The sequence below is a fragment of the Leifsonia sp. TF02-11 genome (assembly GCF_017565305.1).
Taxonomy (GTDB): domain Bacteria; phylum Actinomycetota; class Actinomycetes; order Actinomycetales; family Microbacteriaceae; genus Leifsonia.
Map to the genome: position 1 here is coordinate 339,258 of NZ_JAGEKP010000007.1, position 19,921 is coordinate 359,178.

The 19,921-nt window shown below is 69.7% G+C and carries 21 protein-coding genes; 14 read left to right on the forward strand and 7 right to left on the reverse strand.

Features of this window, described 5'->3' with window-relative positions; all coding sequences use genetic code 11:
* Entirely contained in the window at nucleotides 1-453 is a 453-nt protein-coding gene (locus tag JNB50_RS11885; protein WP_208040346.1) for a hypothetical protein, read from the forward strand.
* 25 nt (nucleotides 454-478) lie between these two features.
* Here the strand turns inward: JNB50_RS11885 and JNB50_RS11890 are convergent, their stop codons facing one another.
* On the reverse strand, nucleotides 479-1,651 hold the full coding sequence (locus tag JNB50_RS11890; RefSeq protein WP_208040347.1) for an MFS transporter: 1,173 nt from the start codon (nucleotides 1,649-1,651) through the stop codon (nucleotides 479-481).
* A 55-nt stretch (nucleotides 1,652-1,706) separates the two neighbouring features.
* Here JNB50_RS11890 and JNB50_RS11895 point away from each other — a divergent pair, with 55 nt between their 5' ends.
* The 9 genes from JNB50_RS11895 to JNB50_RS25765 all read left to right on the forward strand — a co-directional run bounded on the left by JNB50_RS11895 (nucleotide 1,707) and on the right by JNB50_RS25765 (nucleotide 11,881).
* Nucleotides 1,707-2,438 carry a helix-turn-helix transcriptional regulator gene (locus tag JNB50_RS11895; RefSeq protein WP_208040348.1) on the forward strand — a complete coding sequence of 244 codons (732 nt, stop codon included), beginning with the start codon at nucleotides 1,707-1,709 and terminating at the stop codon, nucleotides 2,436-2,438.
* Nucleotides 2,439-2,509: 71 nt separating this feature from the next.
* On the forward strand, nucleotides 2,510-3,031 hold the full coding sequence (locus JNB50_RS11900; RefSeq protein ID WP_208040349.1) for a VOC family protein: 522 nt from the start codon (nucleotides 2,510-2,512) through the stop codon (nucleotides 3,029-3,031).
* Nucleotides 3,032-3,241: 210 nt separating this feature from the next.
* On the forward strand, nucleotides 3,242-4,291 hold the full coding sequence (locus tag JNB50_RS11905) for a LacI family DNA-binding transcriptional regulator (protein ID WP_208040350.1): 1,050 nt from the start codon (nucleotides 3,242-3,244) through the stop codon (nucleotides 4,289-4,291).
* 58 nt (nucleotides 4,292-4,349) lie between these two features.
* Entirely contained in the window at nucleotides 4,350-5,696 is a 1,347-nt protein-coding gene (locus JNB50_RS11910) for an ADP-ribosylglycohydrolase family protein (protein WP_208040351.1), read from the forward strand.
* Nucleotides 5,696-6,709 (forward strand): nucleoside hydrolase, encoded by a 1,014-nt coding sequence (locus JNB50_RS11915; protein ID WP_208040352.1) that lies wholly within the window; start codon nucleotides 5,696-5,698, stop codon nucleotides 6,707-6,709. Before JNB50_RS11910 ends, JNB50_RS11915 begins: the two co-directional genes overlap by 1 nt.
* 28 nt (nucleotides 6,710-6,737) lie before the next feature.
* Nucleotides 6,738-8,084: a sugar ABC transporter substrate-binding protein gene (locus JNB50_RS11920; protein WP_208040353.1), complete on the forward strand. Its 1,347-nt coding sequence runs from the start codon at nucleotides 6,738-6,740 to the stop codon at nucleotides 8,082-8,084.
* A gap of 51 nt (nucleotides 8,085-8,135) precedes the next feature.
* A complete protein-coding gene (locus JNB50_RS11925; RefSeq protein WP_208040354.1) occupies nucleotides 8,136-9,095 on the forward strand; it encodes a carbohydrate ABC transporter permease in 960 nt (319 codons plus the stop codon).
* Entirely contained in the window at nucleotides 9,092-9,934 is an 843-nt protein-coding gene (locus JNB50_RS11930; RefSeq protein ID WP_208040355.1) for a carbohydrate ABC transporter permease, read from the forward strand. The genes JNB50_RS11925 and JNB50_RS11930 overlap by 4 nt, the downstream gene beginning before the upstream one ends.
* Nucleotides 9,935-10,027: 93 nt before the next feature.
* Nucleotides 10,028-11,881: a choice-of-anchor Q domain-containing protein gene (locus tag JNB50_RS25765; protein WP_208040356.1), complete on the forward strand. Its 1,854-nt coding sequence runs from the start codon at nucleotides 10,028-10,030 to the stop codon at nucleotides 11,879-11,881.
* Nucleotides 11,882-11,944: 63 nt separating this feature from the next.
* Here JNB50_RS25765 and JNB50_RS11940 read toward each other — a convergent pair whose 3' ends face one another.
* Nucleotides 11,945-13,258 (reverse strand): YibE/F family protein, encoded by a 1,314-nt coding sequence (locus JNB50_RS11940; RefSeq protein WP_208040357.1) that lies wholly within the window; start codon nucleotides 13,256-13,258, stop codon nucleotides 11,945-11,947.
* Between the two features lie 169 nt (nucleotides 13,259-13,427).
* Here JNB50_RS11940 and JNB50_RS11945 point away from each other — a divergent pair, with 169 nt between their 5' ends.
* The 4 genes from JNB50_RS11945 (at nucleotide 13,428) to JNB50_RS11960 (ending at nucleotide 14,684) form a co-directional block, all read left to right on the forward strand.
* Nucleotides 13,428-13,631: a hypothetical protein gene (locus tag JNB50_RS11945; protein ID WP_208040358.1), complete on the forward strand. Its 204-nt coding sequence runs from the start codon at nucleotides 13,428-13,430 to the stop codon at nucleotides 13,629-13,631.
* A 90-nt stretch (nucleotides 13,632-13,721) separates the two neighbouring features.
* On the forward strand, nucleotides 13,722-13,940 hold the full coding sequence (locus tag JNB50_RS11950; protein ID WP_208040359.1) for a hypothetical protein: 219 nt from the start codon (nucleotides 13,722-13,724) through the stop codon (nucleotides 13,938-13,940).
* Between the two features lie 82 nt (nucleotides 13,941-14,022).
* Nucleotides 14,023-14,232 (forward strand): hypothetical protein, encoded by a 210-nt coding sequence (locus JNB50_RS11955; RefSeq protein ID WP_208040360.1) that lies wholly within the window; start codon nucleotides 14,023-14,025, stop codon nucleotides 14,230-14,232.
* Between the two features lie 35 nt (nucleotides 14,233-14,267).
* Nucleotides 14,268-14,684, forward strand: coding sequence for a hypothetical protein (locus JNB50_RS11960; protein ID WP_208040361.1), 417 nt, complete (start codon nucleotides 14,268-14,270; stop codon nucleotides 14,682-14,684).
* A gap of 258 nt (nucleotides 14,685-14,942) precedes the next feature.
* Here the strand turns inward: JNB50_RS11960 and mftD are convergent, their stop codons facing one another.
* From mftD to JNB50_RS11985, 5 genes are all read right to left on the reverse strand, one after another.
* Entirely contained in the window at nucleotides 14,943-16,145 is a 1,203-nt protein-coding gene (mftD, locus tag JNB50_RS11965; RefSeq protein ID WP_208040362.1) for a pre-mycofactocin synthase MftD, read from the reverse strand.
* Nucleotides 16,146-16,251: 106 nt separating this feature from the next.
* Nucleotides 16,252-17,184 carry a VWA domain-containing protein gene (locus JNB50_RS25770; RefSeq protein WP_208040363.1) on the reverse strand — a complete coding sequence of 311 codons (933 nt, stop codon included), beginning with the start codon at nucleotides 17,182-17,184 and terminating at the stop codon, nucleotides 16,252-16,254.
* A gap of 45 nt (nucleotides 17,185-17,229) precedes the next feature.
* Nucleotides 17,230-18,144 carry a MoxR family ATPase gene (locus JNB50_RS11975; RefSeq protein ID WP_208040364.1) on the reverse strand — a complete coding sequence of 305 codons (915 nt, stop codon included), beginning with the start codon at nucleotides 18,142-18,144 and terminating at the stop codon, nucleotides 17,230-17,232.
* 42 nt (nucleotides 18,145-18,186) lie between these two features.
* The gene (locus JNB50_RS11980; protein WP_208040365.1) at nucleotides 18,187-18,999 is read right to left on the reverse strand and encodes a mycofactocin-coupled SDR family oxidoreductase; all 813 of its coding nucleotides are present in this window, start codon (nucleotides 18,997-18,999) and stop codon (nucleotides 18,187-18,189) included.
* 62 nt (nucleotides 19,000-19,061) lie between these two features.
* Nucleotides 19,062-19,898, reverse strand: a complete 837-nt coding sequence (locus JNB50_RS11985; RefSeq protein WP_208040366.1) for a mycofactocin-coupled SDR family oxidoreductase — start codon at nucleotides 19,896-19,898, stop codon at nucleotides 19,062-19,064.
* Nucleotides 19,899-19,921: the final 23 nt, after the last annotated feature.

A 19,921-nucleotide genomic window follows, 5' to 3' on the forward strand; every position in this document is an offset into this window, starting at 1 on the left:
ATGCCCATGATCGACGTCTATGCCACCGCAGGAACGTTCTCCGACCCGCACGCGCTCGCCCGGACCCTCGCCGACACCCTCAAGGTGATCGAACAGGTGCCCGACATCCCGATGTTCCGCGCGAACACCGCGGCCTTCGTCCACGACCTCCCCGCCGGCGCCATCTCGAACGTGGACGGCGACTCGGACTACGTGCGCGTTCAGGTGCTCACCAACGCCGGCGCGCTCGACCGGCCGAAACAGCTCGCGGTGGTGGAGCAGTTCACCGACCTCGTGGCGGAGGCCGCGGGCGACCCGTCGCTGAAACAGCGCACCTGGGTGCTGCTGACCGAGGCCGTCGAGGGCGGCTGGGGCCTCGGCGGGCACGCCAACACGAACGAGGAGCTGGTGGCCGCAGCGCGGGCGCAGATCGCGGAGCTGCGAGCGGGGGCCGCCGCCGCGGAGAACGACTGACTCCGCGTCACCCGCGAGCGCGGACTCAGGCCGCGACGGCTGTCGCCTCCTCGGTGACGGGCCGCCGCGCCGGGTCCCGCAGCGTGCAGAGCACGGCGAAGCCGAGCACCGGCATCGTGACCAGCGTCGCGAGCGCGAGCTGGAGTCCTGCGGCGTCGGCGAGCACGCCGATCAGCGGTGTGGCGACGCCGCCGACGCTGACCGCGAGCCCGAGCGTGATACCGCTGGCGGTTCCGACGCGCGAGGGCAGGTAGTCCTGGCCGAGCGTGACCTGCAGCGAGAACGGGACGTAGAGGCCGATCGAGGTCGCCGCCGCGAACACCAGCAGTGCGGGTCCCGGCACCCAGACGACCCCGGCGATGGCGACGAGGGTGACGAGGTTCGAGACGGCCGAGACGCCGACGCGTCCCCAGCGCCGGGCGAAGTAGCCGCCGAGCACGGACCCGACGATCCCGCCGAGGTAGAGGATCGTGAGAGCAATGGTGCCGACACCGGGCCAGCCGGGCAGCCGCTGCTCCGCGTGGCTTGCGATGAAGGCGCCGAGGCCCACGAACGCGATGGACCGCGTCATGATCACCACGGTCAACCGCAGGAACGATCGGACGTCGTCCGTCATCCTCGCGCTGTCGGCGGCCTCCGCGGTATCGCCGCGCCGCGCCAGCATCCGGAGCACGGGGACCGCGAGGGAGGCGCCGACGAGAGCCGGGAGCGCGACGACCGGCGTCCAGGACAGGCCGAGGGCGCCGACCGTGGAACCGACGAGCAGCGGGGCGAGCGCGAAGCCGACGTTGCCGCCGGTCGCGAACCAGGCCATCCCGACGTGGCTGCCGCGACTCGCGACGCGGACGAGGCGAGCCGACTCCGGGTGATAGGCGGCGACGCCGAGCCCGGAGACGGCGACGAAGACCAGCGTGAGGGCGTAGTCGTGGGCGAGCCCGCTCAGGCCGATCCCCAGTCCGCTGAGGATCGTCGCGGCCGGCAGGAGCCAGGGCAGCGCACGGCGGTCGGTCAGCAGCCCGAACAGCGGCTGGGCCACGGATGAGAGGAGCGATGCGGCGAGGACGATCCCGGCCGCGAGAGCGTAGCTGTAGTGCCGCTCCGCGACGAAGAAGGGCACGAGCGCGGCGACAGCGCCCTGGAAGACGTCGACGCAGGCGTGCCCGATGGCGAGCAGGGTGATGGGGGAGCGAAGGGTCATGCTGTCGAGACTCCCAAGCGGAGGAGGTGTCCCGCTTCCGTTATCCTGTCCGATCATGCAGGAATTCCGCCACGAACCCGTCGCCCCGACGACGACCAGGGTCCTCGGGCCGGGCGGGCTCATCGACGCCCACGTGCACGATCAGCACCAGCTCGTGTACGCGCGCCGCGGTGTGGTCTCGGTGACGACCGACGCGGGCGTCTGGGTGACGCGGGGATCGCAGGCGATCTGGGTGCCGGCCGGCACGGTCCACGCGCACCGCGCGTACGGCGAGCTCGAGCTGCGGTTCGTCGGCCTCCCGGTGGAGGACAACCCACTGGGCCTCGCACAACCCACGGTGGTCACGGTGAGCCCGCTGCTGCGCGAGATCATCGTGGCCTACACCGCCCGAACCACCGAGGACGTAGCCCGGTCGCGCCTGAGGGCAGTGCTCTTCGACGAACTGCGCGCAGCGCCGGGTCAGGCGATCCACGTGCCGAGCGCGACGCATCCGCTCGTGCGCAGGCTCGGCGAGCTCCTCGACGCGGATCCGGCGACCGACCGCACGCTCGCACAGTTCGGGCGGTCGATCGGGGCGAGCGATCGCACGCTGTCGCGGCTCATCCGCGCCGACCTCGGCATGACCTTCCCGCAGTGGCGCACGCAGCTCCGCCTCCACCGTGCGCTGGTCCTGCTGGCGGAGGGCGCGCCGGTCACCGAGGTCGCGCACCGCTGCGGCTGGTCGTCGGCGAGCACGTTCATCGAGGTCTTCCGGCGCGCGTTCGGCCGGACGCCGGGGAGTCGCTGACCTCCTGCTCCAGCGGACACATTCTGTCCGCTTGTCCCGGGATGCTGAGGAGACGACCACAGGAGGATCCCATGACAGCGTTCCAGCCCGCCGACTACACCAGCGTCGCCCCGTGGGTGGTGACCGACGACACCGGGGCCTTCCTCGACTTCGTCGCGCAGGCGTTCGGAGGCGTCGAACTCGCCAGGGTGCGCGTGGCGGACGGCAGCATCGGCCACGCCGAGATCCGCATCGGAGACACCGTCGTGTTGGCGTTCGACCGCCGCCCGGGCTGGCCACGGCTCCCGTCGCTGCTGCGCGTGTTCGTCCCGGACTCGGATGACGCGATGGCGCGCGCGCTCGCCCGCGGCGCCCGCGTCGTCACCGAGCCGTCCGACAGCGCGTTCGGGCAGCGCGGCGGCCGCATCGCCGACCCGTTCGGCAACATCTGGTGGGTCGTCACCGTCGTGGAGGAGGTGCCGGAGGACGAGATGTGGCGGCGGCTCGCGGAGCCCCGCTATGCCGAGGCGATGAGCAGGGCGCAACGCACGCTCGACAGCGAGCTCAGCGGCGTCGATCGCCGGTACGAGAGCGCACCGAAGCGGCCGGAGTGAGCGCCGGAGTGAGCTGAGAGCGATGCGCTGACCCGCACCGACCGGGCGACGCCCCGATTCCGCGATGCAGGGATCCGGGGCGTTCGTCGTGTTCGGGAGCACGCTTGACCCCCTCCAGGACTCCCGATATAGTCAACCTATCGCAAACTAGTTTGCAAACAGTTTGCGCAGGATTTTCGGCAGTTTCGACCAGGTCAATGGAGATTGAGCATGACGACCGAGAGAACCGGTTTGGATGGCGGCCCCGACAAGCGTACGGGCGCGAGCACGGTCACGATCCAGGCTGTCGCCGCCGCCGCCGGCGTCAGCAAGACGACCGTGTCGCACGTGCTCTCCGGCAACCGGCCGGTCTCCGCCGAGACCCGCCGCCGGGTTGAGAAGGTCATGGAGGATCTCGGCTTCACCCCGAACTTCTTCGCCCAGGCGCTGAACCGCAACCGCAGCAACAGCATCGCGCTGATCGCGCAGGACATCACGAACCCGTTCTACCCGGCGCTCGCCCGCGGCCTCCAGGCGGCGGTTTCGAGTCAGGACCAGGTCGTCATGCTCTTCGACGCGGGAGCCGACGAGGGCGGGCTTACTCACGCCTTCGTCACCGACGCCATCCAGCGGCGGGCCGACGGCGTGGTCGTTGCCGTCAGCGACGTGGACGACGACATCGCCCGCCTGCGCGACGCCGGCATCCCCGTCGTCGCGGTCGGCTCCGGCGCATCCGCGCTCCCGATCGACTGGGTGACCGCCGACGACGAGCGCATCGCGGCCGACGCCGTGATGCACCTCCACCTGCTCGGGCACCGCCGCATCGCCACGATCACCGGCCCGCTGACCCACACGCCGGGCAAGCCCCGGCACGTCGGCTACCTCCGCGCGATGCAGGACCTCGACCTCCCCGTCGACCCGGCCCTGATCGAGCACGGCGAGTGGACGCGCGAGAGCGGGTTCGAGGCGATGCGCCGGCTCATCGCGTTGCGGGACCGCCCGAGCGCGGTGTTCTGCGCGAACGACCTGATGGCGATCGGCGCGCTGGACGCCGCCCACCAGGCGGGCCTCTCGGTGCCCGAGGACATCGCCATCATCGGCGTCGACGACATCGACGCCGCCGGTCTCGTGCGCCCGGCGCTGACCACCGTGCGCATCCCGGCGGAGGAGATCGGCCGTGCCGCCGGAGAGCTCCTCCTGCACCGCATCGCCGAGGGGATGACCTCGACCCACCGGCACGTTCTCGTGCAGCACGCGCTCATCGCGCGCGAATCCGCCTGAGCCTCCGGAACCTCCGTACCGCCACGAACGCCACGAACGCCCAGAAAGAAGACACCCCGTGCACTCTGCGCTCGACCCCCGCGACCTCGTCCCCGACGAGGCCGAGCAGCTCGCCCACTCCGGTCACCTGATCGGCGACCTCGAGGAGCGTGCGCGCGCTGCGGCAGCGGCCTCCGACCTCGACGGGCTCGCCCGCATCAGCGACGAGCTCGCGACCGCTCCGCTGCGCGCAGACTGGCCGTACGACGAGCCGAGCGACGACGCGACGCTCGAGCGGCTCGGCGCGGACGTGCCGCCGTCGCCCGTCGACGTGGCCGACCTGCCGCGGCGCCTGCGCGGTGCGTGGCTCGGCAGGGCGGTCGCCAACACGCTGGGCAAGCCCATCGAGGGCCTCACACGCGCGGAGGTCGAGACCTACCTGCGCGCGGCCGGCCAGTGGCCGCAGACCGGGTACGTCGCCCTGCTCGACCCGCTCCCCGCGGGAGTCTCGCACCTCCACGAGTCGGCGCCGTTCGCCTCGGCCGGGCTGTTCGTCGACGTGCCGCGCGACGACGACATCGACTGGACGATCCTCGGCCTGTACCTGATGGAGCGCTACGGTCAGGACCTCACGACGGCGGACATCGAGACCGAATGGCTCGACCGCATCCCGTTCACCCAGACCTTCACCGCCGAGCGGGCCGCATACCGCAACCTGATCCACGGACTGCACGCGCCCGAGACGGCCGTGGTCGGCAACCCCTACCGGGAGTGGATCGGCGCGCTCATCCGCGCCGATGTCTTCGGCTACGTGCACCCGGGCGACCCCGGTGCCGCCGCGCGCCTGGCCCTGATCGACGCGCGGCTGACCCACGTGCAGAACGGCATCTACGGCGAACTGTGGGCCGCCGCCCTGGTCTCCGCCGCGTTCGCCACCGACAGCGCGGAGGACGCGCTCCGTGTCGCGCGGCGTTTCGTGCCGGGCACCTCCCGTCTGGCTGCGGCCCTGGACGGGATCCGCGACGTCCACCGCGGCGGCGCGAGCGCCAAGGACGCCCTCGACTGGATCGATAGCGAACTCGGCCACTACAACTGGGTGCACACCATCCACAACGCGGCCGCCATCGCCGCCGGCCTGCTGTGGGGCACCGACTTCACCACCTCCGTCGCCCTCACCATCGCCGCCGGTCGTGACACCGACTCGTCCGCTGCCACCACCGGCAGCGTGTTCGGGGCGCTCCACGGCGACGACGCGATCCCCGCCGACCTGGTGGGCACGACCCACCACCGGGTGCGCAGCAGCATCCGCGACTTCGACCGGATCACCATCGACGAGCTCGCCGCGCGCACGCTCGCCGTGACCACCGTCGCTCTTCCGGCAGAGACCGCCGCAGAAGCCGCCGTCGAGTCGGAGGCGGTGCGCTGATGGTGACGAGCAAGGTCATCATCGACACCGATCCCGGTCTCGGCGAGCCGGGCAGCGACATCGACGACGGTCTGGCGATCGCGCTGGCCGTGCGCGCGCCGGAGCTGGAGGTTCTCGGCCTGACCATCGTCAACGGCAACGTGACGCTCGCCACGGGCGTGCACGTCGCGCGGAACCTGGCCGACCGTCTCGGCGTTCCCGACCTCCCGGTGCTCGCCGGAGCCGACGTACCGCTGACCCGGGACATGCCCCCCGTGCGCGCCCTGTTCGACGCGGTGCCCGGCCACGCGGCCGCGCGACCGGCCGGCGACCTGCGCGGGCCGAGCTCCGACCTCCACGCCGTCGACTGGATGATCGAGCAGGCGGAGCGCTTCCCCGGCGAGATCACCGTCATCGCGATCGGGCCGATGACCAACCTCGCCCTGGCGATCCGGAGATCACCCGCGTTCGCCCGGAACGTCCGCGAGTTCGTGCTCATGGCGGGAAGCGCGACGACCTACGCGCAGAACATCACGGTGGTGGGCGACTTCAACGCCTATGTCGACCCCGAGGCGCTCGACATCGTCGTGCGCAGCGGAGCCCGGGTGAGAATGGTCGGCCTCGACCAGACCTCCAAGGTGATCCTCACCCGGGACGACGCCGACCGGATGCTCGCCTCCGCCGACCCGTTCTCGCAGTGGGCGGGGGAGTGCACGCACGCCTGGATCGACTACCTCGCCCGTGCCTTTCCCAAGCGCGAGGAGCACACCTACGGCTGCTTCCTCCACGACCCGCTCGTGGTGGCCGCCCATCTCGATCCCCGCGTCTGCGAATGGGACGCCGCCCACGTCGAGGTCGAGCTGGTCAGCGAGCTCGCCAGAGGGCTCGTGGTCGCCGACCGCGGGCTCGCCCTGAAGACCCCGGAGGCGCCGAACGCGACGGTCGCCACGGACACCGATGTCGACGCGTTCCGTCGGCTGTTCCTCTCGCGTATCGACCCCACCCCCACCCCCACGCCCGACCAGGGCGACTGACCGAACACAGCAGAAGGAGACACCCGACATGCGATTTCACAAAGGCGTGACCCGCTGGCTCGCCGCCGGCGCCGGTGCGGCGCTCGCCGTCACCGCCCTCGCGGCCTGCAGCGGCTCCACCGGCTCCGGGAGCATCGGCGGCGTCGCGCCGGCGACCCTCACCGAACCGACTCAGCCGATCACGATCACCTACGCGGGCGCCGCCTACGACGCCAAGCAGATCCAGCCGGTGCTCGACGCGTTCCACAAAGAGCACCCGAAGATCACCGTCAAGTACGAAGCGGTGCCGTTCGACGACTTCAACAGCGTGCTCGCCGCGCGACTGACCTCGTCGGCCGACGCCATCGATGTCTTCGACGTCGACATGCCGCGCACCTCCGCCTACGCGGCGCGCGGCTGGCTGACCGACCTGACCAAGACCTTCCCCGACCTGAAGTCGGCGGTCGACCCGGGCAGCCTGAAGGCCGCAACGGTCGACGGCAAGCTCGTCACGATGCCGTACCAGACGTCGACGAACATCATGTACTACAACAAGGCGTTGCTCTCCGCGGCCGGGATCAGCGCTCCGAGCGCGGCCCCCGACGCCCGGCAGACCTGGGAGCAGCTCACCGACGACGCGAAGAAGGCCAAGGCGGCCGGCGCCCAGTACGGACTCGTCTTCGACCAGATCGACCGCTACTACCAGCTGCAGCCGCTCGCCGAGAGCGCCGGCGGCGGCGCCGGCGGGAAGGGTGCAGGCAACCTCACGCCGGACGTGACCAACGCGGGCTGGCAGAAGGCGTTCACCTGGTACGGATCGCTCTTCGCCGACGGGCTCTCTCCGCGCGGCGTGGCCGTCGCCGACACCCCCAACCTGTTCGCCGCCGGAAAAGTCGCCTACTACGTGGGCGGCCCCTGGTGGGGCACCCAGTTCGTCGGCGAGAAAGGCCTCGACTTCGGCGTCGCACCCTTCCCGGCCTTCGCGGGCGGCACCGCGGCGACGCCCACCGGCGGCTGGTCGCTCGGGCTCAACCCGAAGGCGACGACCGAGAAGGCGAACGCGGCCGCGCTCTTCATGAAGTTCATGGGCATCGACAACGGCGGATACGCGCAGTACCTCTCGGCCCTCGCCGTTCCTCCGTCGAACCTCCAGGGCTCCGCGAAGTTCTACGGGTCCGACACCTTCAAGGACCCGCGCTTCGCCGGCGTCGTCGACCTGATGAAGTCCGAACTCGCCCACACCGCCACCCTGCGCCTGCAGACCGTCGGCTATGTCGAGTTCGAGGACATCATGACCAAGACCTTCGACGACATCATCAACGGCACGGACGCCAAGACGGCTCTCGCCTCGGCGTCGAGCCAGCTCGACGACGCCTGGGCCAAGTACCGCAAGTAGACACCAGCCGGTGCCGGGGCACCGCCCCGGCACCGGCCACCAGGAGACACCATGACCTCGGCAACACAGCTCGACCGGACGGAGCGGGCGACGACCTCCGCCACGGCCCCGGCGCGTGCGCGGAGCAGGCGGGGCGGCACCCGCCGCCGTGACCTGATCGCGGCGGCCTGCTTCCTCCTCCCGACGATCGTGCTCATCCTGCTCCTGCGCATCTGGCCGACCGTCACCGCGGTGGTGGACTCCACCCGGACCGGCCTTCCCGGCAGCCTCGCCCAACCGGAGTTCGTCGGGTTCGACGTCTTCGCGAAGATGTTCGCCAGCCCGGCGTTCTGGAACAGCGTCGTGCAGACCCTGGTCTTCAACGTCATCGTGAACCCGCTGCAGATCCTCCTCGCGCTGCTGCTGGCCGTGCTCCTGACCCAGAACCTCCCGGGCCGCGGGCTGTGGCGGACGCTGATCTTCCTCCCTGCTGCGGTGCCGCTCGCTGGCTCCACGATCGTGTGGGGGATCGCCTTGCGGCCCGACGGCCCGGTCAACGGTTTCCTCGAGCTGTTCGGACTGCCCGCGCAGCCGTGGTTCACGAGCCCCGACCAGGTCATGCTGTCGATCATCGTGCTCGCCAGCTGGATCGGCATCGGCTACTGGATGATGTTCCTGATCGCGGGCCTGGGCGACATCCCGCCCGTCTACTACGAGGCGGCCAGGATCGACGGCGCGGGCCCGCTGCGCACCTTCTTCTCGGTCACGCTGCCGATGCTGAAGCGGCCGCTCCTGTTCGTGCTGGTCGCGGACACCGTCTCCAACTTCGTCCTCTTCGCGCCGGTGCAGATCCTCACAGGGGGCGGCCCGGAGGGCAGGAGCAACTTCCTGATGTACGACATCTACCACCGCAGCTTCGAGCTCAGCGACCCCTACCAGGCATCGGCGCAGCTGGTCGTGCTGCTCATCCTCATGATCGCGATCGTGGCCGTCCAGTTCCGGCTGCTCGGGAACGGAGCCACCGACGAATGAACGCACGACCCCGCCTCCTGTCGCGAAGCATCCTCACCGCCCTCGCGGTTCTGATCTCGCTCGCCTTCCTGGTCCCGGTGCTCTGGCTGCTGGCCAGCACCTTCCGCTCCGCGACCGAGACCTTCGCATCGAGCTCGCCGTTGACCTGGCACGTGCTCTGGCCGCAGGATTGGACGCTCGACAACCTCCGCTCCGCGGTCGACAGCGGATTCCTCACCGCGCTCGGCAACAGCCTGATCGTCGCGGCCGTCACCGTCGTCGTCGGCCTGGTCGTCAGCTCCGCCGCCGCGTTCGCGCTCGCCGTGATCCCGTTCCGCGGTCGCGGAGTGGTGTTCACGATCGTCGTCCTCAGCTTCCTGATCCCCTTCGAAGCGATCGCCATCCCGCTGTCGCGCACGTTCTCGGACTGGGGACTCGCCAACACGCTGCTCGCACTGATCCTGCCCGGGCTGGGCAACGGTCTGGCCGTGTTCACCCTGCGGCAGTTCTTCCTCGGCATCCCGCCGTCTCTGTCGGAGGCCGCGCACCTCGACGGGGCGAACTGGTTCCGCATCTACTGGTCGATCTACCTGCCGCTCACCCGGCCGGCCCTCATCGGCGCCGGGTTGATCCTGTTCCTCTTCCAGTGGCAGGCGTACCTCTGGCCGATCCTCATCACCTCCACCGACGCGATGGACCTGGCGCCGGTCGCGATCGCGAAGTCGTTCGGCGCCTTCTCCACCGACTACGGCCGGGTGTTCGCCGAGACCGCGATCCTCGCCGTGATCCCGGCCGCCATCCTGCTCGGACTGCAGCGCTTCTTCGTCACCTCCGTCGCCAGCACAGGAAGCAAGGAGTGACCGCCGCCGCGTACGCCACCTCTCGGACCGTCCCGCCGGCGCGATCCGTGCGGGAGAAGTGAGCCGGCGATCCCTTTCTGCGAAGGAGCAGACGTGAAAGTGATCCGAACCTCCGCCGCGATCGCCGCCGCACTGGCGCTGACCGCCACCGCCCTGACCGCCACCGCACTGGTGGTCGCCGCACCGGCGAACGCCGACCCGCTCTCGCCCGCCACCGGCGCGCGGCCCTCGAGCTCGGGGACCCCGACCGCCGGAGCGGGAGGGACCGTCTACTTCGTGGACTCCGTCTCGGGGAACGATGCGAACGCGGGCACCTCGGCCGGCGCCGCCTGGAAGACGCTCGCCAAGGTCACAGCGCACACCTTCGGCCCCGGCGACGTCGTCGCGTTCGGCCGTGGCGAGACCTTCACCGGCTCCGCGACGATCAGCGGAGGCGGCACCAGCACGAATCCGCTGACCGTCACCGCCTACGGCACCGGCGCGCAGCCCGTGCTGACCAACCCGGGCGCCTGGAACATGCTCCTCGTCGACGCTCCGTACGTCGCCGTGAAGGACCTGGCCTTCACGACCGGCGTCGTCTTCGACAACTCCGACGGGCTCGGCATCACCGGCCCCAAGTACGAGAAGAGCGGAGCCGTCGCCATCACCGGCAACGGCACGGGCGCACTCGTGCAGGACAGCACCTTCACGGACGTCGGCGTCGGTGTGAAGACCTACGGCCTGAACTCCAAGGTCCTCCACAACACGTTCCAGAACCTGCGGATCGCCTTCCGCGGAATGGACTCCGGCCACGAGACGTCCTACGGCGCCCTCGGCGTCTCCGTCGACAACAGCGGTGTGGAGGTCGGCTACAACGACTTCATCAACTGCCGGTCGACCGACAGCCCCTACGGAGCGGACGGCGGCGCGGTCGAGATCGAGGGCTTCACCTACACCAAGGACAACATCACCATCCACCACAACTACTCGCGCGGGTCGCAGGGCTTCCTGGAGGTGACGGAGACCTCCACCTCGAACGTGACGGTCAACGAGAACGTGAGCGACGACTACCAGCAGTTCATCGCGTGGGACACCACCACGACCCCGAACAACTACCTCGCCCAGAACAACACGGTGATCCGGTCGTCCGACACCTCGAAGCTGTTCGACCAGTACTACTACCGGGTGAGCGGGCCGTCGCCGAGCGCGAGCTGGATCACCATCCAGAACAACATCTTCCAGACGTCGGGGGTGTTCAGCTTCTACGACTTCCCGCACGACCACAACCTCTTCAGCCCGTCGGTGTCGCTCAGCTACGCACTCGGAGCGGGGGACATCGTCGCCACTCCGGCCTACGTGAACGCCGCAGGCCGCGACTACCGCCCGGTGCAGACCAGCCCGGCCGTCGACAACGGCACGACCGCCGTCGCGACGACCGACCTGGCCGGCAACCCGCTCGGTGTCGGCCTCGGAACGGACATGGGCGCGTTCGAGCTGCAGACCTCGCCCTCCTCGACCGGCAGCAACCTCCTCAGCGACGGCGGGTTCGAGACGCAGACCGCGATCGGCGCGAGCACGACGCCGTGGTGGAGTGAGGGCAGCCTCAGCTACGGGGTCGACGTGAACGCAGGCAAGGCGCACTCCGGGCAGGACGACGGCTGGATCGCCACGTCGGGCACCGGGTGGGGAGCTCTCAAACAGACCGTCGCGGTCACCGCCAACACGAACTACCGGCTGACGGTCTGGGTCAGGACCTCCAGCAACGTGAACAACGCGTGGCTCGGCGCCAAGTCCACGACCAGCTCCGTGCTCGGCGAGCTCCGTCACGGCCAGGCGGCCGGCTACACCCGCTACGTCGTGACGTTCAACAGCGGCTCCAACACCGCCGTCAACGTTCACGTCGGGCTCTGGGGAGCCGGCACCGGGACATGGGAGCAGATCGACGACGCCTGGTTGCAGCAGTTGTGACGCTGTGCCGTCGGTGACGGCGCGGGCGGCGTCCTCCGACGTCGCCCGCGCCGCCGCGTGCGCTCAGTACGGCCGCGCCGGCTCCTCCACCTTCGCCGACCGCGGGAAGAACGCGTACCAGCGCAACCGGATCGCGTCGCGGAGGCGGTTCTCCTCCGCACCGACGACCTCCGCCGGCACCAGGGCGGCCGCGATCGCAGTGGTGACCGGCACCGCCAGCACCAGGCCGATCCCGCTGCACAGCGTGCGCACGACCTCCGCAGCCAGGTCCTCCTGCGAGAGCTGACTCAGCGCGGACCGGTCATAGAGGTAGAGGATGATCAGCACCACCATGGCGGCGCCGGCATAGGCGAAGGCGATCGTGTAGATCGTCGAGGCGATGTGGTCGCGCCCGATCCGCATGGCCCGCGCGAACAGCTGACGACGCGTCAGGGCGGGGGAGGCCGCGCGGAGCTCCCAGACGGAGGACGCCTGCGTCACGGTCACGTCGTTGAGCACCCCGAGACCGGCGATGACGATCGCGCAGGTGAGGACCCCGCGGAAGTCGATCTGCGACGCGCCGGCGAGCATCCCGCCGACGTCCCCGGTCACGCCCGTCAGGTGGGTCGTCGTGACGGCCAGCTGGGCGATCCCGGCCGTGAGCACGATCCCGAACAGGGTGCCGAGCAGCGCAACGCTGGTGCGGATCGAGGGCCCGTGCGCGAGGTAGAGCACGACGAACATGATCGCGGAGCCGCCGACCACCCCCACCCACAGCCCCGGCTGCCCGCTGATCAGGGCCGGCAGGATGAACTCGACGAGCATGAAGCCGGCGAACGCCAGCGAGACGAGCGCCATGAAACCGCGGAGCAGCCCGACGGCGACGACCACGATGGCGAAGACGATCACCCACGCCCACAGCGGCTGGTCGCGGATGACGCCGTTCACCGTGATTCCCTGGGTGCCGTCCGACCCCGAAGCCTGCGGCGGGACCACCAGCTCCAGCTCGTCGCCGACATGCAGCCCGGCCGTCGCATACGGCCACAGCAGCGGGATCGTGACGCTGCGGCCCTGCTCCTTCCCCTGCAGGAGCAGCACCTTCGCCAGCTGGCACGCCCGGGTATCGCCCGGGGCGGTGGCCGCGGCGCCGGACGAGAAGTAGCCGGGGCAGCTGTCCTGCAGGGCGACGATCCTCCCGGTGGGGAAGGCGGTGCCCTTCGGTGCGAACTCCAGCTTGGACGAGACGCTGCTGACCTTCCCGTGATCCGGCCAGAGCAGCGCCAGCCCGGCAGCGGTCGCGAGAGCTGCGGCGATCAAGATCGCGGCGACGACGGTGCGGAGGGTCCGCCCGGCCTTCGGTGTGCGGCCGGACGGGAGGTGCGAGTGGGCGTGGGCCATCGAGACTCCGATCGGGGGGTTCGAGAGGCAACTGTAGTTGGGAGGCGGGGTGGGGCGCTGCGGGCGTGTGGGGGTTCGCAGGGGCGGGGGTGGTGCGCACGGTGGTGTTCTCGCTGTTCGATCGCATGGGCGTGCGAGTCTCGGGGTGCCGCCCACACCGGAAGCGCCTGTGGCCTCCTTCTACCGGTACCCGTCGCCCCACCATCACTTCTGGCTGTACTACGACGGTGGGACATGGGTGGGTGAACCTCGCACCCTCCCCTGGTATCGGCGCCCGATGCCGTGGGCCCGCGGTCGAGCGCCCGTGGGGTCGCTCGTGGTGTTGCTCGTCGTCGTCGCGATCGGTGTCTCCGTGCACGTGGCGACACGGTGATGCAGCTGGGTAGGTGCTCGAGGGTCGCCGTGGTCGCATCGCTCAGCTCGTTTGGTGGGAGACCAGCACAGTGACAATTGATCGATCATCATGATGGTCGCCGGGGCGGGCGCAGTGGTCGCCGGGATCTGCGTCGTGGCGTTCCGCAGGCGGGTTGCGGTGAAGAACCGGGAGAACATCGAGAGCTCCGTATCGGAGAAGGCGTTTCCTGGCCTTGCGGCAGGATCGACGCCGTCACGGATGGTCCCGGTGGGGGTCATCCTCATGATCGCGGGGGTGATGGTGATCGGAAAGGCGTTCGTACCGTAGTCCGGCTGCTCCCGCGGTATTCCCCGGGATTCCCCGACATGGAATGATGCGTGGGGTGACTGAGAGACACGAGGGGACTCACATGTCCGCGGGACAGTTGGGGATGATTCTCGGCGCCCGACTGACCCTGCTCGTGGGTGCTGTTGGACTCTTCGTCGCTGCGATCTTTGCACCCACCGGCCTCAGTGGGATCTTCGGTGCGGCTGGCCTGTTGGTGCTTCTCGGATACTTCTGGGTCTACTTCCAAACGCGCCGCATGATCAAATCCGCCACCAAGCGGTCGACCCGGTGAGGATGCGGCGATCGCTGGATCAGTGAGGACAGCAGGTGCAGCTCGAGCTTGACGCGCTCCTACACAGGGTGAGGGAGATCGGCGTCGCGGATTCATCCATCGAACGTCTTCCGGCGCTCGCAACAGGATCGGCGACCGGGGTCTTCTTGAATCCCCCGAATGACGGTGCAGCGCACGTGGAGGTGTGGGTCGGTGATGCGGGATGGCACGTCACGGTCGCCGAGTTCTTTTCACGAGAGTTTCCGCCCGCCGACTCGCGGCTCGCTGCGGAGCTGGTGCTGCTCTGCATTTCGACGGGTGTTTGTGTCGTCTCCGATCGCGGGCGTCGATGGTTCGTGACGGGGCGACAGAGTTCTCACAGCGGTGACGTAGTCGTGCGTAGCTGTCCTGCGTGGACTGGCGCAAAGCTGTCGCAATCGGTGCGCAGCGAGATCCGCTGGCGCATGCAGTGACTGGCTTCCGTTCGCCATGTCACGGACGCAGTGTGATCGTGTCGATGACTGAGACCGGGGTAGAAGCCTTGCCTGTCAAACACGGCATGGCGTCACCACCCGAAACTCATCCCCCGGCGTAGTCGGACGTTGCCACGATGTAGCCCACACCGGTGCGTCGCCGTCGACCTGGCTGCTCGCGAGTTCCGGGTCGAAGCGGAGGTGGGGGAGCAGGAAGTGGCTTCCGTGGTCTTCCTGAGTCCACCGAATGGCCGTGAGTCAGGACGTCGGGGCCTCCTTCTGCGCACCGAGCACGCGCTCGAAGCCCTCGGGGATGTAGAGATCGTCGCGGCTCAGTTCGTGGATCGACTTGTGCCCGAGGCCGAGCACCGCCGAGTCGAGGCCCATGCGCAGGAGGTCGAGCACGTTCTCTACCCCGGTCTGGCCGTTCGCGGCGAGACCCCACAGGTATGCCCGGCCGATCATCACGGCGCGAGCGCCGAGGGCGAGCGCCTTGGCCACATCGCCGCCTCGACGGATCCCTCCGTCGAGCAGCACCTCGATCTGGTCGCCGACAGCCTCGGCGACGGCGGGGAGGCAACGGATGGTGGCGGGCGTCGTGTCGAGGTTGTTGCCGCCGTGGTTGGACACCGAGATGGCGTCGACTCCGGCGTCGACCGCGCGCTTGGCGTCGTCGACTCGTGTGATGCCCTTGAGGACGAAGGGTCCGCCCCACGCCTCACGCAGCCACGCGACGTCTTCCCACGAGGGCGGCGGGGTCTGCTGCCATTCGTAGTAGGCGCCGAAGAAGGTGGGGGCCTCGCCGCCGGGTGGCTGCAGATTGGGAGCGCTCAGGTCCGGCAGGTGACGGGACTTGAGGTACTGGGTCAGCCACTTGGGGCGCACGAGGGCCTCAGGTGCGAAGTCCACCATGGCCTTGAAGTCCAGCCGCTCCGGAATGGCCGGGCTTCCCCAGTCCCGCCCGATCGAGAACGACCAGTCGAGCGTGGCGATCAGCGCCTTCGCCCCTGCGGCACGCGCGCGGTCCATGCGCTGCACCATCGCCTCCCGCGTGCCCGTCCAGTACATCTGGAAGAAGGTGTTCGGGTTCGCGGCGGCGACCTCTTCGACGGGCTTGCTCGCGAACGAGCTGAGCCCCATGATCGTCCCCCGGTTCGCAGCGGCACGCGCGACGGCGACCTCGCCGTCCGGGTGGACCGCCTGGACGCCTGTCGGCGATATGAGCACCGGGATCGAGATCGGGATGCCGAGCACGCTGGTGCCGAGCTCGCGGTCGGTCTGATGACCAGCGACGTGGGGCGCGAACTGCAACTCGCCGAATGCGTTCGTGTTGTCGTCGGGCGTCCTCCCGCGCTCGGATCCCGCGACCAGGGCCGCGTAGACCGACGGCGGCAGCCGCTTCTTCGCGCGCCGCTGCGCCTCCAGCACGGTCTCGAACCACGGGTTCTGCTTCCAGGGCATCGTCTTGCTCCCTCGTTCTCGTCTTCGTCTCTACGTATGGTGCCGCGTGCCAGGGCGACGGGGCCGGCGCGGGGCGCTGGGTCGACCGGCGGGTCGTGGGCGGGCGTCACCCGTCGCGGAAGATCTCTGTGATCGCCGGCGGCACGTCGTGGAAGTCGCGGATGACCCGCAGCCGGCCGCGTCCCGCGCGCGCGAGGTCCTTGCCCAGTTCGAAGTCCTTCTCCCCGCTCGCGTCGAGCAGGATGTCCAGCCTGGGCAGCACGGCCGCGACCCGTCGCGGATCGGGGCCCGCGTTGTGCACACAGTCCGAGAGCAGCACGACCCGGGCGTCCCGCTCGGAAGCGCCGGCGAGCTGGTCCGCCGCCAACTGCAACGGGAACGCCACATTGGTCAGCCCGCGGGCCGGGATGCGCAGAAGTTGCTCCAGCAGGTCGAAGGGCTTGATCGGCTCTCCGAGACGCAGCAGTATCGCGGCATCCGACCAGAACGCGATGACGCCCAGCCGGTCCCGTGCGAGCTCCCCGGCGAGTGCGCCGACAGTGGCAGCGGCCGTGCGGATGCGTTCGCCCTTCGCCGAGCCTGACACGTCGACGGCCAGCACCACGGCGCGCGCGGTGCGAATCCGGTCGCGCACGACGATGTCCTCGTCCTCGGGCACGGGCCTCTCGGCCAGCACTTCGATGGTGGCGTCGAGATCGATGTCGTCGGCGACTCCCCGATACGGCAGGCTCGCGAGCACACCCTGCCCTCGTCGGGCCGAGCGTTCGGCACGCGGGCGGGGCACGGCGAGCCGCGCGGCGATCCGCCGCGCACGCTCGCGCACGGCGGGCTCCGCCGCGATCTGCTCGTCGACCGTGACGACGGCACCCGGCTCGTCCGTGAAACCCGCCTCCTGCACAGACGGCAGCGGCTTCGCCGTCGTCCCGGCTCCACGTTGCCCGGCCCGCAGCGCGAAGCCGCCTTTACCGGCCCGCGACTCGAACACCGTCGGCTCCTCGGTGAGCTGCTTGGGAGTGCGTCTCAGCGGACGTTGCGACACCTCGTCCCTCTGCCGTCGCACCGGCGAGTCGGCGGGAACGGCTCTTCACGTCGGCCCGGTGTGCGCGGCGGGCTCCAGCACGAACCGGTCCTCCCAGATCTCGCGCAGCACCGCCTCGGGGGTGGTCTCCGCCGCCTCGTCGAGCCGGATGCGACCCGAAAGCGCGACGAGCATGGCGTCGAACATCAGCTGCGGGTAACGCTCGTCGCCGGCATCGGTCACGCCGCGCAGCCGACAGAGCTGAGCCGCGATCAGGGCGCAGTCGATCGCGCCGCGCACGCTGCTGCCCTGCCGTACGGCAGGATGCCTGCGCGTGGCCCTGGTGACCGCGACGGCGTCGGGCACGATGCGCTCGGCGGGCTCGACTGTGATGCCGGAGCGCAAGGCGACGATGCGCTCCTCGCTGGCGGCGTCCTGGTAGTCGACGACGATGCGGTTCAGGCGGTCGCTCACACTCGTGGAGAGCCTGGTCGTTCCGACGTTGTCGTACGGGTTCATCGACGCGATGACCCGGAACGTCGCGCCTGCCTGGATGGATCCGACCCTCGGCACCTCGATCGCACGATCGGCCATCGCCGCCAGCAGGGTGTTCAAGGTGTCCTCCGGCGCACGGTTGAACTCCTCGATGTAGAGGAAGCCGCCCTTCTCCATCGCCTCGACCAGGGGACCCGCGACGAAGTTCTCCGCGCTGTAGTCCTCCCGCAGCACGCGGGCGGGGTTGTGGTGCCCGATGAGCTTCGCCGGCGTCAGGTCGCCGTTGCCCTCGACGAAGAGCAACGGGATGCCCCACTCGGCCGTGATCGCCTTGAGCATCGTGGTCTTGCTCGTTCCCGGTGGGCCCTCCAGCACCACGTCCCTGCCGGCGGCGACGGCCGCGAGCGCGAGCTCCAGCTCGCGCTCGCGGCCGACGACACGCGAAAGGATGCGGTGACGCAGGTCGTCGCTCACACCGTCGGTCATCGAATCCCTCGTCTCTCGCGGCTCGTGGTGGTGGCGCCGCGCTCAGTACTGCGTGTTGCCGGCATCCACCGTCAGCTCGGTCGACGTGATGTACCGCGCTTCGTCCGACGCCAGGAACAGCACGGCGTTCGACTGGTCGCGCGGTTGCGTGACCTCGATCGGCAACAGGTTGACCAGCATCCCGCCGAGCTTCGGGTGCCTCTCGAGCAGCGGTCCGAACGGGTTGTCCGCCATGTCGCCCATCGGCGTGTCGACGCCCGTCGGGTGCAGCGTGTTCACACGGATGTTGTATTCGGACAGCTCGGTCGCGAAGGCGCGCATCAGGCCGACGACGCCGTGCTTGGCCGCGACGTAGGCGCTGAGGAACGGCAGACCCTTGATTCCGGCGGCCGAGCTCGTGAGGATCATCGAGCCGCCGCCGGCGGCGATGAGGTGCGGCGCCGCGAGGCTGACGGTGTTCCAGGTGCCGGTGAGGTTCGTGTCGATGGTCTGGTTCCAGATGTCCTCCGTGGTCTCGTCCCAGCCGGCGATCACGCAGATGCCGGCATTGGCGACGACGATGTCGAGGTGGCCGAGCTCGGCGACCCCGGCGTCCAGCGCCGTCTTCAACGCTGCGCGGTCGCGGATGTCGGCCTTGCTCGCGATGATCCGGCGGTCGAGGGCTTCGACCTGACGCACGGTCTCGTCGAGGTCGGCCTGCGTCGCTGAGGGGTACTGCACGTTCGGCATCTGCTCGACGAGGTCGACCGCGATGATGTCGGCTCCCTCCTCGGCGAGGCGTACGGCGTGCGAGCGGCCTTGTCCCCGCGCCGCTCCCGTGACGAAGGCGACCTTGCCTTCCACACGTCCTGCCATGGTGTTCTCCTCTTGTTTCGTTCTGCTCGGGTCGAGCGGTTTCGGGTGCAGCGCCTTCTGCGCTACTTGAGGGTCTGGCCGGCATCCACCTTCAGCTCGAGCCCTGTGACGTACCGGGCCTCGTCCGAGGCGAGCCAGAGCACGGCGTTGGAGATGTCGACCGGCTCGACCCACGGCACCGGCAGCACGTTCATCGCCTGGAACCGTGGCGCAAGCACGTCCTTCGTGCGCTCGTCCGGCGGCAGGTCGGGTGCGAACAACGCGTAGGTGGCGGCATTCTGGATCATGTCGGTGTCGACGCTCGTCGGATGCACCGAATTGACGCGGATGCCGTCGCGCGCCAGCTCGAGCGCGGCCGTCTTCATCAGGCCGACGACGCCGTGCTTCGCCGACACGTAGTGGCCGATGTTCTCGATCGCCAGGAGCCCTGCGGTGGAGCTGGTCAGGATGACGGAGCCGCCGCCGTTCGCGCGGAGGTGTGGGATGGCGGATTTGACGGTGTGCCACACCCCCGTGAGGTTCACGGCGATCATGTCGTTCCATTCCTCGTCGGTGAGAGCGTCGAGGGTGCCGAAGCTGAAGATCCCCGCGTTCGCCGAAACGATGTCGAGTCCGCCGAGCTCGGCGACGCCTTCGTCGACAGCGGTGCTCAACGCGGAGAAGTCGCGCACATCCGCCTGCCTCGCCACGATCCGCCTGTCGAGCGCCTCGACTTGCCTGACGGTCTCGTCGAGATCGGCCGGTGTCGACATCGCGTAGGGCACGCTGTCGATCTGCCCGGCGAGGTCGACGGCGATGATGTCGGCGCCCTCCTGGGCGAGCCGCAGCGCGTGGCTGCGACCCTGCCCCCGCGCCGCACCCGTGACGAGCGCGACCTTGCCTTCAACACGTCCTGCCATGTTCCTGCACTCCTTATCTACTG